Source organism: Gemmiger formicilis, assembly GCF_016901605.1.
Lineage (GTDB): Bacteria > Bacillota > Clostridia > Oscillospirales > Ruminococcaceae > Gemmiger > Gemmiger formicilis_B.
The window spans coordinates 1-16,471 of the sequence record NZ_JACJKP010000047.1; the positions used below are offsets into that span (position 1 = coordinate 1).

The 16,471-nt window shown below is 60.0% G+C and carries 10 protein-coding genes; 9 read left to right on the forward strand and 1 reads right to left on the reverse strand.

Going from position 1 to position 16,471, the window contains the following annotated elements:
• Nucleotides 1-277: 277 nt before the first annotated feature.
• Both H6B10_RS05465 and H6B10_RS05470 read left to right on the forward strand, forming a co-directional pair.
• A complete protein-coding gene (locus tag H6B10_RS05465) occupies nt 278-2,728 on the forward strand; it encodes a leucine-rich repeat domain-containing protein (protein ID WP_204650529.1) in 2,451 nt (816 codons plus the stop codon).
• 354 nt (nt 2,729-3,082) lie between these two features.
• Nucleotides 3,083-5,053 carry a glycogen synthase gene (locus H6B10_RS05470; protein WP_204650531.1) on the forward strand — a complete coding sequence of 657 codons (1,971 nt, stop codon included), beginning with the start codon at nt 3,083-3,085 and terminating at the stop codon, nt 5,051-5,053.
• Between the two features lie 126 nt (nt 5,054-5,179).
• Here the strand turns inward: H6B10_RS05470 and H6B10_RS05475 are convergent, their stop codons facing one another.
• Nucleotides 5,180-6,394, reverse strand: a complete 1,215-nt coding sequence (locus tag H6B10_RS05475; RefSeq protein WP_204650533.1) for an NADP-dependent isocitrate dehydrogenase — start codon at nt 6,392-6,394, stop codon at nt 5,180-5,182.
• 234 nt (nt 6,395-6,628) lie between these two features.
• Between H6B10_RS05475 and sfsA the strand changes: the two genes are divergently transcribed.
• From sfsA to H6B10_RS05510, 7 genes are all read left to right on the forward strand, one after another.
• Nucleotides 6,629-7,312: a DNA/RNA nuclease SfsA gene (gene sfsA / locus H6B10_RS05480; RefSeq protein WP_204650535.1), complete on the forward strand. Its 684-nt coding sequence runs from the start codon at nt 6,629-6,631 to the stop codon at nt 7,310-7,312.
• Between the two features lie 210 nt (nt 7,313-7,522).
• The gene (locus H6B10_RS05485) at nt 7,523-9,343 is read left to right on the forward strand and encodes a GAF domain-containing protein (protein ID WP_204650537.1); all 1,821 of its coding nucleotides are present in this window, start codon (nt 7,523-7,525) and stop codon (nt 9,341-9,343) included.
• Nucleotides 9,340-10,254, forward strand: coding sequence for a hypothetical protein (locus tag H6B10_RS05490; protein WP_204650539.1), 915 nt, complete (start codon nt 9,340-9,342; stop codon nt 10,252-10,254). The genes H6B10_RS05485 and H6B10_RS05490 overlap by 4 nt, the downstream gene beginning before the upstream one ends.
• Nucleotides 10,251-12,116, forward strand: a complete 1,866-nt coding sequence (locus H6B10_RS05495) for a DUF2194 domain-containing protein (RefSeq protein WP_204650540.1) — start codon at nt 10,251-10,253, stop codon at nt 12,114-12,116. Before H6B10_RS05490 ends, H6B10_RS05495 begins: the two co-directional genes overlap by 4 nt.
• Nucleotides 12,113-13,570, forward strand: coding sequence for a GT4 family glycosyltransferase PelF (gene pelF, locus H6B10_RS05500; protein ID WP_204650542.1), 1,458 nt, complete (start codon nt 12,113-12,115; stop codon nt 13,568-13,570). Before H6B10_RS05495 ends, pelF begins: the two co-directional genes overlap by 4 nt.
• Nucleotides 13,546-15,027 carry an exopolysaccharide Pel transporter PelG gene (gene pelG, locus H6B10_RS05505; protein WP_204650544.1) on the forward strand — a complete coding sequence of 494 codons (1,482 nt, stop codon included), beginning with the start codon at nt 13,546-13,548 and terminating at the stop codon, nt 15,025-15,027. The genes pelF and pelG overlap by 25 nt, the downstream gene beginning before the upstream one ends.
• The coding region (locus H6B10_RS05510) for a CotH kinase family protein (RefSeq protein WP_204650546.1) at nt 15,008-16,471 on the forward strand (1,464 nt) is incomplete at its 3' end. The genes pelG and H6B10_RS05510, both read left to right, overlap by 20 nt.

Here is a 16,471-nt window from a genome sequence, read left to right on the forward strand (position 1 = left end):
TGGTAAAAGTGTGGTTGCCAGACTTTTCAGGGCTCCCTTTAGGGAGCGACCACAGGAGATAGGCCCTTATAGGGCCTGTTCAAACCACCCGTTCAACGGGTGGTTTTGATTGTTGTTTCCAAACCGGAAACCGCTGCGCAACAGAAAAAAACTCGCCCTGTTGTCTGGCACACCGACTTTGGACCCGGAAACCGATATACTGTGAATATGGGTTCTACCAGACTGCCGTCCTGGCAGGCTGTGCTTGTTGGACCCGGGAAAGGATGTGATACGAGATATGAAAAACAATAACGTATGGAAATACACACTTCCTCATAACGGTATCTCTTCCACTATGCGCAGGATCGCCGCCTGTTTGTTGGCGGTGGCTTTGGTAACGGTTCCGGTACCAATGGCCATGGCCGCGGGGGAGGGATCCTCTGTGGAACAGGCGCTTCTTTATGAGGCAACGACGGAAACGACGGCTACGCCCCTTCCGACAGAACAGCCGCTGCCGGCGGAACCGCCACTCCCAAGCGAGGAGCCGCTACCGACGGAACAACCGGTGGTTGAAGAGGAAACATTGCCGACGGAAGAACCATTACCGATGGAAGTTGCGCCCCTGGAAACCGCTACGCCGGAACAGGCTGCACTGGTGTTGGAGAATGTAGCTGCCCCGGAACCGGCCAACGCTGAAGAGGGGATTCCGCTGGACAATGCCCATTTCCCCGATGCGGCGTTTCTGAACAGCATCCGCAAAGTGGATGCCGATGGCAACGGCGTTCTTTCCCGGGCGGAGTGTGAGGCGGTGACTCGTTTGGATATCCGCAATAAAGGAATCACTTCACTGGAAGGGATTGGCTGTTTTACCCGGCTTACCTACCTGAATTGTATTGGTAATTCACTTACTTCGTTGCCGCTGGAACAACTTCCGGGGTTGACCAGTCTGCTGTGCAATGAAAATCAATTGACCGATCTGGATCTTTCTCAGGTTCCGTCTTTGCGGGTACTCCATTGCCACGATAACCGTCTGGCATCGCTGGACGTATCACCTCTTGCACAACTGCAGGAACTGGCCTGTGGCGACAACCCTTTTACGACCCTGGATGTATCCCAAAACAAGTCGTTGACGTATCTTTTGTATCTGGGCGGTCCCCTGCAGACCCTTACGTTGTCCGGCAACGATGCGCTGCTGGATTTGTGGTGCTCCTATTCGCAGGTGTCCCGGCTGGATCTGGCACAGGCACCCAATCTGGAACAACTGGGCATTGAGCGCAGTGACCTTACTTATCTGGACCTCAGCAGCAACGAAAAACTTGCCAATGTAATGGCCGGCAACAACCTGTTGCTGGCGGTGCACATGGGCAGTGCGGCCCCGGCCATTACGCTGGATGGGCAGCGCCCCGTGACGGTACAGCTTGCGGCAGGGCAGACTACCTATGATCTGACCGAACTGGGGGTGCCGGTTTCGGTGGACTGCATCTCCGATGTGACGGGTGCACAGCTTACAGGCAGTGTGCTCAGCGGACTGCAGGATGGCAGTGTGGTGACCTATCGCTACACGGACGGCACCGCCGACTTTACGGCTGCTCTGCAATTTGAAGTGAGCAACGGTTGGGTGGAACCCCTCACGTTGGAGGACTGGACCTTTGGCCAGCCTGCAAACAGCCCCCATGCCCAGGCCGAATACGGGCAGCCTTTGTACAGTTACAGCGCCACGGCGGATGGTACCTTCACCGACCAGATGCCCGACCAGGCAGGAACCTGGTATGTAAAGGCGGTTGTGCCATCCAGCGATGACCATGCCGGCCTGACCGCCGTTGCGGAATTTCATATTCTGAAAGCACAGCCGCCTTACACAGTTCCTGCGGGATTAACTGCTGTATACGGAAGCACACTGGCGGAAGTGGACCCCGGAACGGGATTCAACTGGCAGACGCCGGACCAAAAGGTGGGTGATGTGGGAACCCGGACGTTTGCCGCCGATTACCACCCCGCAGACCAGCAAAATTATACCAATGTGGACGGAGTAATCATCCCGCTGCAGATCACGCCGAAATCCGCTTCGCAGCTGTGGGTGTCGCCGGTGACAAATGAACAGGAAGCCGCTGCGCTGACTGTAAAAGATGGAACCGGGATTTTGCAGCAGGGGAAAGATTATACCGTGACCCGGCAGGAGCAAAACGGGCAGGTGACCCTGACCCTTACCTTCCAAGGCAATTATGTGGGCGAGGTCCTGCGGAGCTATTCTGTCCCGGTGCTGCCGGAGGAAACCGAGGAACCGGCCTCGCCGCCGCCGTCCCCGACCAAGGAGAACACGACTGCTGCGCAGCCTGCCCCCCAGGGAACGCCCGCACCGATGGCAGCGCAACCGCTTTTTACCGATGCGTTGGCAAGCATGCCCGTCTTGAACGAAGTACTTCCGGGGATTACCGGCAGCAAACCTGCTGCCATGGTTCCGGTACCCGCGTATTCTGAAAATGCTTCCGGCCCATCGGAAACCGTCCCACCGGCAGCTGCTCCGGCTGCCGCTGCCACCAATACTACTCCGGAAACGGCCTCACCCGAAACGGCTGCAACAGACGGAACCGGTGCAGAAACCGCACCGCATCATTACAGCTTCACTGAATGGTTGTGGGGACTTGTGCTCCTGCTTCTGCTGTTGCTCCTGCTGCTGTATCTGCTTTGGAACAGAAAACGCAAACCGTCCGGCAACGGGCAAGCGGATTCCCACATGGATTCTGACTGAACGCACCGCTGCATAACAAGAGATAGAAACGCGAAGCCGTGAGGCTTCGCGTTTTTTGCCAGGGTACTGCCTTCAAGCGGCAACCCAGTAACTCCGTCGGAGAAAAAAGAAGGATGGTGCGTTTTTGGGGACAGAAAAATCCGATAATATAGGAAAATAGGGCATTTGATGGGGGATTGTGGGGGCGGCGATTGAAATTTTGACGGGAATATGTTAGTATTCCAATATAGGCTCATGGGACGGTAGAGCCGTAACGGCCGCTGTCCGCCGGAGCCGAACACTGCGTATGAGGGCCCGCTGAGGGAGGCTCGCGGCGCGGTGCCAGTGAACGAGGTATCGAAAGGGAGTAACGATATGGCACGGAAGAAACCGGAACCCGCCAAAAAGCAGCCGGCGGCAGCAAACGCTGCGGCGGGCAAGACCGCTGCAGCTGCAGCGCCTGTAAAGCCCGCTGCAGAGCAGACCAAACCCGCCGCCAAAACGGCTGAACCTGCCCCGAAAGCAGAAGAGCCCGTTGCCAAAAAGGCCGAGCCCACCGTGAAGGCAGAGAAGCCCGCCGCCAAAAAGGCCGAACCTGCTGTGAAGGCAGAGAAGCCTGCCGCCAAGAAGGCCGAACCCGCTGTGAAGGCAGAAAAGCCCGCCGCCAACAAGGCCGAGCCTGCCGCGAAGGCAGAGAAGCCTGTTGCCGAGAAGGCCGAACCTGCTGCGAAGGCAGAAAAGCCGACCGCCAAAAAGACCAAACCCGCCGCAAAGAAAGCAAAACCTGCGGCTAAAAAAGCAGCCCCCGCCCCTGTGCAAGAGGCCCCGGCACCTGCGGAAGAACCGGTACGCCCGGTGGAGGAAGCACCTGTGGAAGAAGCGTATGTTTCGCCTCGCAGAAGCGTGGCTTTTATCGGATCGGAATGTCACCCCTTTGTCAAGACCGGCGGTCTGGGCGATGTTATGTATGCACTGCCCCGGGAACTGGTCAAGCAGAACTGCGATGTCCGCGTAATTCTGCCCCGGTACGCCTGCATCCCGCAGAAGTACCAGGAAAAGATGGTATATCGCGGCGAATTTTACATGGACCTGGGCCTGACCGGCCGCAACTACTATGTAGGCATTATGGAGTACGTCTGGGACGGTGTGGTCTATGACTTCATCGATAACCAGGAATTCTTCTCCTCCGGCAATCCCTACATCAGCCTGGTGGACGACATCCCCAAATATTGCTATTTCAGCAAGGCGGCGCTGGCTGCCCTGAACTTCCTGAACTGGATTCCTGACGTCATCCACTGCCATGACTGGCAGGCGGCGCTGGTGCCGGTGTATCTGCGCACCATGTTCCAGGATTCCCCGGTGGGCCGCGCCAAGACGGTGCTGACCATCCACAACCTGCGTTTCCAGGGCATTTACAACATCCCCACCATCAAGTACTGGACCGGCCTGCCCGACGAAGTGTTTGAGATGGGCGCCCTGAAACAGGACTACGAGGATGCCAACATGCTCAAGGGCGGCCTGGCCTATGCCGACCGCATCACCACGGTCAGCGGCACCTATGCCTGGGAGATCCAGACTCCCGAATACGGCGAAAAGCTGGAGAACCACCTGCGTTATCACAGCTACAAGCTGCGGGGCATTGTCAACGGCATCGACTACGATATGTGGAACCCGGCCACCGACCCGGCCTTGGCAGTGAACTACGACATCACCAACGTGCTGGACCATAAGTGGGAAAACAAGCTGGCTCTGCAGGAAGAACTGGGCCTGGTGCAGGATCAGGGCAAGTTCGTCATCGGCCTGATCTCCCGCCTGACCAACCAGAAGGGTCTGGATCTGGTCAATGCTATCATCCCCGAACTGATGGACGGCAACACCCAGGTCATCGTGCTGGGCACCGGCGACAAACAGTACGAGGATACCTTCCGCTACTATGAGAATGCCTACCGCGGCATGTTCAGCGCCTGCATCCAGTACGACGAATCCCGTGCGCATCGTATTTACGCGGGCGCCGATACGCTGCTGGTGCCTTCCCGCTTTGAGCCCTGCGGCCTGACCCAGCTCAACGCCATGCACTACGGCACGCTGCCCATCGTGCGGGAAACCGGCGGTCTGAAAGATACCGTCCAGCCCTACAACATCTTCAACGGAGACGGCAACGGCTTCACCTTTGACCGCTACGACGCGGGCCTGCTGCTGGATGCCGTCAACCGTGCCAAGACCGAGTATTTTGTCAACCGCTACCACTGGGATGAGGTGGTCCAGCGTGACATGGCCAAGGATGTCTCCTGGCAGAATTCTGCCCGCCAGTACAAGGACCTGTACCTGGAACTTACTCCGTGGTAATGCCCGGCAGCAACTGAAAAATATGAAAAAGACCGGTAGTCCCCAGCAGGGGATTACCGGTCTTTTTATATGGCTTTCTATACAGTGAATCTTTCGATACCCACCTAAAGAAAAAGCAGTATCCAATCAGGCCAGGGCTTCGTCCAGGTGGCGGCGGATCTCCTGCAGGAACTGCAGCGAAGTCACCTTGCGGGCGGGGGCTTCGCCTTCCCACATGGCGCACAAATCGCCGGTCATCACGCCGGATTCGATGGTGTCGATGGTAGCCTTTTCCAGGGCATCGGCAAAGCGGACCAGGGCATCGATGCCGTCCAGTTCGCCGCGCTTGCGCAGCGCGCCGGACCAGGCAAACAGGGTGGCCACCGGGTTGGTGGAGGTCTCTTCGCCCTTGAGGTACTTGTAATAGTGGCGGGTAACGGTGCCGTGGGCAGCCTCATACTCGTAGTTGCCTTCCGGCGAAACCAGCACCGAGGTCATCATGGCCAGGGAACCGAAGGCGGTGGAGACCATATCGCTCATCACGTCGCCGTCGTAGTTCTTGCAGGCCCAGATAAAGCCGCCCTTGGAGCGGATCACGCGGGCCACCGCATCGTCGATAAGGGTGTAGAAGTACTCGATGCCCAGGGCTTCGAACTTCTCTTTGTATTCGGCGTCGTAAATTTCCTGGAAGATGTCCTTGAAAGTGTGGTCATACTGTTTGGAGATGGTATCCTTGGTGGAGAACCACAGATCCTGTTTGGTATCCACCGCAAACTGGAAGCAGGACCGTGCAAAGGACTGGATGGAGCTGTCCTTGTTGAACTGGCCCTGGATCACACCGGCGCCGTCAAAATCATGGATGGTCTCCCGGAAGGTGGTGCCATCCGCGCCGGTAAAGACCAGTTCGGCCTTGCCGGCACCGGGTACGCGGTATTCGGTGGCGCGGTACACGTCACCAAAAGCGTGGCGGGCGATGGTGATGGGCTTCTGCCAGGTGCGTACCACCGGGGAAATGCCCTTGACCATGATGGGGGCGCGGAACACCGTGCCGTCCAGAATGGCGCGGATGGTGCCGTTGGGGCTCTTCCACATCTGGGAGAGATTGTACTCCTTCACGCGCTGGGCGTTGGGGGTGATGGTGGCGCACTTGACGGCCACGCCGTACTTTTTGTTGGCGTTGGCGGCGTCCACGGTCACCTGATCCTTGGTTTCTTCCCGGTGGACAAGGCCCAGGTCATAGTACTCGGTTTTCAGGTCCACGTACGGCAGGATGACTTCATCTTTGATCTGCTTCCACAGGATGCGGGTCATCTCGTCGCCGTCCATCTCCACCAGGGGAGTGGTCATCATGATCTTTTCCATTGGCATTTCCCTCATTTCTGTCAAACTGGCAGGGCCGCGGCCCCGCGTGGTCGGTACAGGTCCCCCCGTTCATACCCTCGCCCCGGCGGGGCGGCGTTGGTACAGGTCATTCCATTTTCCGATACATCTTATTATAATGCGTGCGATTCGATTGCGCAAGCGGCAAACCGTGGCTTGCGCCGGGGAACGTACGGTGTTATACTCACCCTATCCCATACAGACAGGAGAAACTCCATGGAATATACAACCATTCAGGAAGCCCGCTTTCTGGCCCGGCCCAACCGGTTTGTGGCCCGGGTGGCGCTGAACGGCGCGGAGGAAACCGTCCATGTAAAAAACACCGGCCGCTGCCGGGAACTGCTGGTGCCGGGGGCGGTGGTCTACCTGGCCCAGGGGGATAACCCCAACCGCAAGACCCGGTACGACCTGGTGGCGGTGCAGAAAGGGCCGCTGCTGGTGAATATGGATTCCCAGGCCCCCAACAAGGTGTTTGCCGAATGGGCCCGCGCCGGGCAGTTCCGGCAGGGGCTGACCCTGCTGCGGCCCGAGACGTTCTGGGGCAATTCCCGCTTTGATTTTTACTGGGAGGCCGCCGACGGCCGCAAGGGCTTTGTGGAAGTAAAGGGTGTTACGCTGGAAGAAAACGGCCACGCCCGTTTTCCCGATGCACCCACCCAGCGGGGGGTCAAGCATTTGGAGGAACTGCTTCAATGCCGGGCCCAGGGGTATGAGGCCGCCGTCTGTTTTGTGCTGCAGATGAGCGGTATGGTGGATTTTGCCCCCAATGATGTGACCCATCCCGCCTTTGGCCAGGCGCTGCGCCGGGCCGCCGCCGGCGGGGTGGAGGTGCTGGCCGTGGAATGCCGGGTAACGCCCGGCAGCCTTGTAATGGACAAGCCCGTGCCGGTATGCCTTTGAACGAGACAGGATGAACCGAAAAACACGGTGAAACGAAAAAAATAAAAGCACCCAACCGCGTACCCCGGCAAGACCCTGACCATTTGGTCAGGGTCTTTTTGTATCTTCTGCAAAATGGGGAAAGATTTCGGCAGATTTCTCGGCCGCCGGGCAGTACAGTGTATATACATTTTCGGCAGGCGCCGTAGCGGGCCGGGGAGGAGAATACCGATGAACATACTGTTTGCCGGACCGTGGGACCTGGTGGGAAAAACCACGGCGGAACACTTTTTGCGGGAAGGCCACGACGTCTGCTGGCTGACGGAAGAACCCAAGCGCACCCTGTGGGACAAAAAATTGCACGGAACCATCTGCCGCGGGCAATATAAGGCTGCGCAGATTGTCCCCATCCTGCGCAGCCACCGCATCGACGCGGTGATCGTGCTGACCGCCGGTCTGCGGGAAGGCCCCGATGCGGCAGCCGATGCCCGGACCGAACCGCTGGGGGAACTGCTCACCGCACTGCGGGAGTATTCTTTGCGCTGCTTTGTGTATCTCTCCTCGGTGGAACTGGCCTGGCAGGGGCCGCTGACCCCGCGGCAGGCGGTACTGGCCGGGGCCGAACTGCGCTGCCGCGCCAGCCGGGACGCCGACGGTCTGCCCCTGCTGGTGGTGCGCCTGGGCTGGGTGTACGGGCGGGCCGCGCCGGAAGATCTGGGCATTGCCGGGATGGCGCTGCAGGCCATCCGGGAAGGATGTTCCCTGCAGTGTCCTTACAGCCCGGAAGACTGTGTGGACGCGGTGGAAGCAGGGGATGCGGCGGCGGCGCTCTACCGTATGATACTTCACGGTGTGACCGGCAGTTACCAGCTGGTCACGGGGCATCCGCTGACCATGGAAAACTGGTTCCACTGCCTGGAACGGGCCGCGGGGCAAAAAGCAAATATTCAGTGGGAAAATAAACGCCATACCATGCCCGCCGACCGGTATGCTGCAGAACCGCTGAAAACTGCCACAGGGTGGATGCCCTACACGCTTCTGGAAGAAAACGGCTGGCAGATGCTGCGGGATGTCCCAAACGTCCGCCATATGGAACCGGACCGAATAGCACAGACCCGGAGGGGCAAATCCCACCCGGCGCTGCGCAGCACGGCGGAAATGCTGGGGCTGTTTGGCATCACACTGGTGCTGCTGCGCTTTTCCAAAGATGTGTCGGACCTGAAATATGTGGATATCCGGCTGATGTTTGTGGCGCTGGTGGCCAGCTGCTACGGCAGCGGCATGGGACTGGCAGCGGTGGTGTTGGCGTCCCTTTCTTACTTATACAGTCTGGCGGTGTCCTATGTGGATATCAGCTATCTGCTTTACAGCGTGGATACCTGGGTGCCCTTTGTGATTTATGCGGTCACCGGTTCAGTGCTGGGGTACCAGAGCGGACGACGGCGGGAAGAACGGGAGGCATTGCGCCGCCAGAACCGGCAGCTGCAAGAAAAATGCAGCCAGCTGCAGGCCGTGCAGGAAGAGACCATCGAGATCAAAAGCCGGCTGCAGCAGCGCATTGCCGCAGAACGGCACAGTTTTGCCAACCTGTACCGCATTGTACAGGAACTGGACGCTTTGGACCCGCCCCAAATTTTGCAGCATACGGTGAACATTGTGGAAGATCTGCTGGGGTGTGAGCGGGTGGCGGTCTACCGTATGGACCCCGACGGCCGTGGGGCGCATCTGGCGGCCTGCACAGCCCCTATGGAGGGGCGTGCCCCCATGGTACCGGACGGCAAAAGACTGGCAGCCCTGCGGGCGGTGTTTGCGCACCAGCCGGTATTTGCCAACACCGAACTGAACCCCGACCGCCCCGACCTGGCGGCGGCGATCCGGTGCGGCGGGCGTCTGTACGGTATTGTGGCAGCCTATGATCTGGAACCGGACCATTTTACAACCTACTATCAGGACCTGCTGAAGGTGGTGGTGGGATTGATCGAGCGCAACCTGGTGCGTGCGCTGGACGATCCCCGGCAGGAAGCGGCCTGCGCCGGGGAGGTGGCACTGTGACGGCCGGGACCATGGCCCTGGTCGGGGGGCTGTATCTGGCTTTCAGTCTGCTGTATGCCTGGGTGGCGGCCCGGCAGGCGGGCAGCCTGCAAAAGGGGGCGTTCTGCCTGGTGTTTTGCCTGGCATTGCCGGGAGCGGGGCCGCTGCTGGTCTGGTTCTGTGACTGCCGGGCCCGCAGCGCATCCCCGGAAGATTACCATGAATTTTACCGGGGGGAGGTATTCCACCCGGACGATCTGCGCCGCCTGCAAAAGCCCGATGTGGCCGCCGAATGTGACCGGGTCTCCATGGAGGAAGCGCTGCAGCTGTCCGACCGGTCGTACCGCCGTCAGGCGGTGATGCGGCTGCTGGACGTGGAGGACCCGCTGGTCTACCTGCCGGTGCTGCGCCGTGCGCTGGCCAATGAGGACGGGGAAACCTCCCACTATGCCAGCGTGGCCATCATGGAACTGCGGCGCAAGGTGCAGCAGCGGCTGGATGAAGCCGAAGCCTGTTGGCGGCAGGACCCCCGGGACAGCGAAGCCTGTGCCGTATGGGAAGACCTGCTGTACAGGGTTTTGCAGACCGACCTGTTCGATGCCGATGTGCGGCGCCGACAGCGAGGCCGTTATTTGGCCCTGAGTGACCGTATGCTGCGGGCCGATCACCCTTCGGAACCATGCCTGCACCACCGGATTCAGCTGGAACTGCAGCAGGGGGCCGGGCAGCGGGTCCAGCAGCTTTGCGCGCGGTATCTGGCGCTGTATCCCCACAGTGAGCAGGCTGTGCAGGATCAGCTGGCGGCGTGCGTACACGCCAAAAACGGGGCAGGGCTGCAGAATTTTCTGCATGGCCTGCGTGACCGCCCGGTACTGCTTACCGCCCGTACGCTGGCTTGGGTGCGGGCTTTCAGAAAAGAGGATTTTTCGTGAACAGAGATCGTAAAAAACTGACGGCGCTGCTCTGCCTGTGCGTGGCTTTTGCGGTGGTCATTCTCATCAGCAACAACGGCCTTGCCCTGCAGGGGCTGGTCCGGCGCCCGGCGGTGCAGGCCGTTACCCTGCTGGAGGAACCGGTCACGGCGGCTTTGCAGGTCACCCAGGACACCACCCCCCGGGCGCTGGTGCTTTACAGCCCCGGGCGGGAAGATTCCCTGGGGTATGAAAAAAATATCCGCCTGGCGCTGGAACACCTGCGCATCCGGGCGGATTCCCTGGACCTGACCCGTACCCAGAGCGTCAGCTATACCGACTATGACATGGTGATCCTGGCCACAGCTTACTGGGAGGACGAAATGACCGAGTCCTGTGCCCGGCTGATGAACTATGTGGAAGAGGGCGGCAAACTGCTGCTGGCCACCGTGCCGGAATCGCTGGGGGCGCAGTTTGACACCGGATACCGGCGGATGGGCATTGTGGATTTTGGGGATTACCTGACCTACGATACCATCTCTTTTGAGCAGGATCTGCTCCCCGGTATGGCGGGCCGGACTTTCTCGGGAGAAACGTTTTCCGATGTGGCTCTCTCGGTCACCCTGGAGGACAGCGCCTGTGTCTATGCCTGGGCCGAGGATGCCGCGGGCCGCCGCACCCCGCTGATCTGGTCCTACGACTGCGGCCGGGGACGGGTGGCGGTGTTCAACTCCACCTCCGGCAAGGGGGATTTCTGGCGGGGCATTGTGGCGGGGTGCGTCAACACCCTGTCCGATACCGTTATGTATCCGGTGGTCAATGCGCTGTGCCTGTTCATCGACGATTTCCCCTCGCCCCAGTATGAGAGCGAGAGCGACGTGGTGCGGGATGAATACAACCGTTCCGCCAAGGAATTTTACCGGGATATCTGGTGGCCCGATATGCTGCAGATCGCCAAAGCATACGGCGATGTGTATACCGGGCTGTTTGTGGCTACCTACAATGATGAGACCGACCCGGCCAGACAGACCTATACCGAGTCGGCCACCGAACTGTATTTCGGCAACAGCCTGTTGAAAAACGGCTGCGAGATGGGCGCCCACGGCTACAACCATCAGCCGCTTACCGGTGCGGGCGGGACCCCCGCCGATATGCACTACCAGCCCTGGGCCAATGTGGCGGATATGACCGCCTCCCTGACCCGGCTGAAAGAGATCACCGGGCAGATGTTCCCGGCGGTCACGCTGCGCAGCTATGTGCCGCCGTCCAACTATCTCAGCGCCGAAGGCCGGCAGGCTGCCCGGCAGGCTTTGCCCGACCTGGAAGTGATCTCGGGTATTTACACCAACGAGGAGGAGGAAGGAGACGTGTACGTGCAGGATTTTACTGTGGCGGAGGACGGCATTGCCGAGTTCCCCCGGGTAACCGCCGGTATGGCGCCCGATGATTACGAGCAGATGTCGGCCCTCAGTGCGTTGGGGCTGTACGGAACATTCTCTCACTTTATCCATCCCGATGATGTGTTCGACCCGGATCGCAGCGGCGGCAAAAGTTGGGAGGAACTCTACCGCGCCTACTGTGCCTGGATGAAGGATATCCACACCAGTTACCCCTGGCTGCGGTCCCTCACGTCCACCGAAGCCGGCAACGCCCTGCGCATCTGCGACGCGGCGGACCCCCACCTGATTGTGGCACAGGACGAGATCCGCGGCAGTGTGGAAAACTTCCTGGGTCCTGTCAGCTTCTACCTCAAGACCGACCGTACCCCAAAAACCACCGACGAAAACTGTACGATTCGCCGCATCAGTGCCGGCAAGGGGATGGGGTATTATCTGGTCACGGTGGAAAGCCCCAATTTTTCCATAAGGCTGGTGGCGGCATGAAAATCTGTCTGATCGTGGAGGGGTGTTACCCCTATGTGGTGGGCGGCGTGTCGGCCTGGGTACAGATGCTGGTGCAGCGGATGCCCGAACATCAGTTTGTCATTGTATCCATCGGGGCGGAAAGCCGGCAGCGGGGGCAATTCCGCTACCCTATCCCCGCCAATGTGACCGAAATCCGGGAATATTTTCTGGATGAACCCATGGTACCGGACGCGGCACCATCGGCGGAACGGCCCCTTACCGATGCCCAGCGCCGGGCACTGCTGGACCTGGTACGGGGCACCGCGCCCGACTGGAGCCAGCTGTTTGAACTGTTCGGCGGCAAAAATCCGCTGCCGGTGCAGCAGTTCCTCATGTCAGAAGAATTTCTTTCTCTGGTACAGGGGCTGGCGGAAGGTCCCGGGCGCAACACGCCGTTCAAGGATTTGTTCTGGGCGCTGCGTTCCATGCTGCTGCCCGCGCTGGAACTGCTGCGCTGCCCGGTGCCGGAGGCAGACCTTTACCATACGGTGGCCACCGGCTACGCGGGGCTGCTGGGGGCCAAGTTCAGCTACTTTGCCCAGAAACCCTACCTGGTCACCGAGCACGGCATCTATACCCGGGAACGGGAGGAGGAGATCCTCAAGGCCGACTGGGTGCCGGGATATTTCAAACCCACCTGGATCGGGTATTTCCGGGCGTTGAGCCAGGCGGCCTACCGGCAGGCGGGCACCATCGTGTCGTTGTTTCAAGGGGCACGGGAACTGCAGATCGGCCTGGGTGCCGAGGAACGCAAATGCCAGGTCATTCCCAACGGCATCGATGTGGGACGGTTTGCCGCCATGCCGCCGTTGGACCCGGCCCCCCACCCGCTGCATATCGGGGCGGTGCTGCGCATTGTGCCCATCAAAGATGTGAAAACCATGATCTACAGCTTCCACCGCATCAAGGCGGCCCGGCCCGATGCCACCCTGGACCTCATCGGCCCCTGCGATGAAGACCCAGACTATTACGAGGAGTGCAAAGCGCTGATTCGTCGGCTGGACTGCCCGGACATCCGGTTTGTGGGCCGGGCCGATGTGACGGACTGGCTGCCGAAACTGGACCTGGTGCTGCTGACCAGCATTTCGGAGGGGCAGCCTTTTGTGCTGCTGGAAGCCATGGCCGCCCGCCGCCCGGTGGTGGCAACCAACGTGGGGGCCTGCCGGGAGATCATCGAGGGCGCAGGCGACGGCCTGGGCCCGGCGGGCCGGGTGGTGCCGGTGATGAGCCCCGCCGCCATTGCGGACGGAATTCTGGAAATCAGCCGCAGCCCGGCGCAGCTGCGCGCATTGGCCGAAAACGGCTACCGGCGGGTGGTGCGGTTCTACCAGGACAAGGACTTTCTGGCTGCTTACCGCAGCCTGTACCGGGAAGCGGTACAAAACACACAGCAGGAGGTGAACTGCCCATGGCGGGCATCGGCTTTGAACTGAAAAAGGTATTCCGGGACGACAGCGTCTTTGCGGTGCTGCGGGGCTATTCCCTGGCTGCCGTTGTTACCGAGGGCCCCATGATGCTGATGATTGTGCTGCTGGTGGCCCTGCAGCGATTGATGATGGGCTTCGGTACGCCTTACCGGGTGCGGGAGCAGTTCCTTTTTTTCATGACCTATGCCATGGTCTTTTCGCTGCTGCTGGCCGATACGGTGCTGCTTTTTCTGGACCGCTTCATCTCAGACTGCATCTACCGCCGGCGCCTGCAGGATGTTATGCCTGCTCTGTACGGTGTGGCGTTCTTTTTGCTGCTGCTGGGGGCCCCGGCAGCAGGGGCCTACCTGTGTACGCTGCCGGTAGGGTGGAACGTGCAGCTGGCGGCGGGGCTTCTGTTCTGTGTGCTGCTGGTGCTCTGGGTGCAGATGGCCTGCCTTTCCGCCGTCAAGCGGTATGAGTATCTGTTGCTGGGGTTCCTGGCAGGCACCGCCACGGCGCTGGTGCTGGCATGGGTCTTTCTGCGGCTGGGGGTTGCGCCGCTTTCGGCGGCCCTGTGGGGGACGGCGCTGGGCTTTTTGGTGCTGCTGTTTCTTTACATGGGGCAGCTGCTGGCCTGCTACCCCTCCGGCGGCTGGAACCTGGTGGTGTTTTTTCCGGCGCTGCAGCGCTACGCCGGGCTGCTCCTTACGGGACTGCTGCTGGGTGTGGGGCTGTACGGGCACAACTTTGTGTTCTGGGCCAGCGCATACCGGGGGCAGGTGTTCCCCACCGGGGTCTACTGTGCCCGGTATGATGTGCCCGCCTTTTTTGCCACCCTGACCATCCTGCCCATGCTGGTACAGTTTGTGGTCAAGCTGGAGACCCGCTTTGCCGTGCGCCACCGCGCCTACTTTGACGCCATTCTTTACGGCGGCCGGCTGGAAGATATCCGTGCTGCCAAACAGGAGATGGAAGCGGTACTGTACGCGGAACTTTCCCACATGATGCAGATGCAGTTGATCGTGGCCATCGGGTCGGTGGCGTTTCTGGGCAATTTTTTGCAGACGGTGGGGCTGGACGAAACCATGGCCGGTACCTTCCGGGTGCTCTGCTTCGGGTACTGCCTGTACGGGCTGGTCAAATGCGGTACGGTACTGCTGCTCTATTTTGACGACCGCGCCGGGGCCTGCCGGGCGGCGGCATTGTTTGCGGTGTTGAGCGTGGGCGGCTCGCTGGTGACTCTGGCTCTGGGGCCCGATACCTGGGGCGCGGGCTTTTTGCTGGCGGGCGCTGTGACCGGGTTTTGGGTGCTGCGGCGGCTGCGGCGGTATCTGGAACAGCTGGAATACCATGTTTTCTGTGAACAGCCGCTGTTTGCCGCACCCCAGGGCGGTGTGCTCTGCCGTGCAGAGGAAGAACTGGCCCGGATCGACCGGGCTTTTGCGCAAAGGAGGAAACCCCGTGAACAAGATCGGGAATAAAATCGAGATCGCCCTGTTTGTGCTGCTGGTTGCGCTGGCGCTGGGGGTGGCCTTCTGGTGGAAGCCTTCCGCCGACCCCAGGGACAGCATCGGGGAACCGGCGGCGGAAAACACCCTTACGCCGGAGACTGCCCAGGATATCAACACCGTGGGCATGGCGGAAAACAAGAGCATCTACAGCGAGGATGACCCCCAGAGCCTGGTGTATTTTTACGTCACGGTACAGCGGGGAGATGCCGGGTCGGATACCGACCACACCTTTGCCGAGGTGAACAGCGCGGTCCGTTTTGTGGAGGACAGCCACGTGGCCAACGATATTTTTGCCCGGGCCATTGTGCAGGTGGGCAACGCCGAAGGCCCCCAGCCCGGTATGCTGGGGTATGACGCCACCACCAGCAATGCCACCATCCGGGTGCGGGGCAATTCCTCCTCGGTCCGGCCCCAGAAATCCTACAAGCTGGCCCTGGATGATGAGGCTGGGCTTTGGCGGGGGCAAAGCAACATTGCCCTGAACAAACATAACTTTGACGCCACCCGGATGCGCAACAAACTCTATTTTGACCTGCTGCGCCCGGTAACGGGTATTTCCAGCCTGCGCACCCAGTTTGTGCGGCTTTACATCAAGGACGAAACGGCGGGGGAAACCACCTTTACTGATTACGGCCTGTTCACCCAGGCCGAAGTGCCCACCAAAAAATACCTGGCAAACCACGGGCTGGACTCCGAAGGATACCTGTACAAGGCCATCAGCTTCAATTTCGAGATGTCGGACGGGCTGAAAAACTTTGATGATCCGGCCTTCGACCAGGCAGCCTTTGACAGCATCCTCAGCTGTAAGGGCCGGAAGGACAACCAGAAACTCATGGATCTGGTGAATATGATCGCCGACCGCAGTGTGGATATCAACAAGATCGTGGGGGAGTACATCGACCGGGATAACTACCTTACCTGGCTGGCCTATAACATTCTGATGGGCAACAATGATACCACCGTGCAGAACTTTTATCTCTACAGCCCGCTGAACAGCCAGAAGTGGTTCTTCATCCCCTGGGACGGCGACAACTGCCTGCACTGGCAGGAGGACACCGTGGAAGGCATTGCCGGGAACTACGGCAGCTGGGAACACGGGGTAGCCAATTACTGGGGCGTACTGCTGCACCAGCGCTTTTTGAAAAACGAGGCCAACCGTGCGGAACTGGCCGCCAAAGTGGACGAACTGCACGAGCAAATCAACGGGGAAACCGTCAACGCCCTGGCTCGCCAGTACGACGCTGTGGTGCGGCCCTATGCCCTGGCCATGCCGGATATCTACTACCTGGGCAATACGCCGGAAGAACGGGACGCCATTGTGGCCGGACTGGGGGACCAGGTGGAACTGGCCTACCAGCAGTTTTACGACAGCCTGCATGAACTGATGCCCTTTTTTATGTATGCACCGGTCACC

Coding starts and splice junctions, on each gene's coding strand:
- pelF (WP_204650542.1), top strand. CDS start 12,113: ATGAAAATCTGTCTGATCGTGGAGGGGTGTTACCCCTATGTGGTGGGC.
- H6B10_RS05465 (WP_204650529.1), top strand. CDS start 278: ATGAAAAACAATAACGTATGGAAATACACACTTCCTCATAACGGTATC.
- H6B10_RS05470 (WP_204650531.1), top strand. CDS start 3,083: ATGGCACGGAAGAAACCGGAACCCGCCAAAAAGCAGCCGGCGGCAGCA.
- sfsA (WP_204650535.1), top strand. CDS start 6,629: ATGGAATATACAACCATTCAGGAAGCCCGCTTTCTGGCCCGGCCCAAC.
- H6B10_RS05485 (WP_204650537.1), top strand. CDS start 7,523: ATGAACATACTGTTTGCCGGACCGTGGGACCTGGTGGGAAAAACCACG.
- pelG (WP_204650544.1), top strand. CDS start 13,546: ATGGCGGGCATCGGCTTTGAACTGAAAAAGGTATTCCGGGACGACAGC.
- H6B10_RS05475 (WP_204650533.1), bottom strand. CDS start 6,394: ATGGAAAAGATCATGATGACCACTCCCCTGGTGGAGATGGACGGCGAC.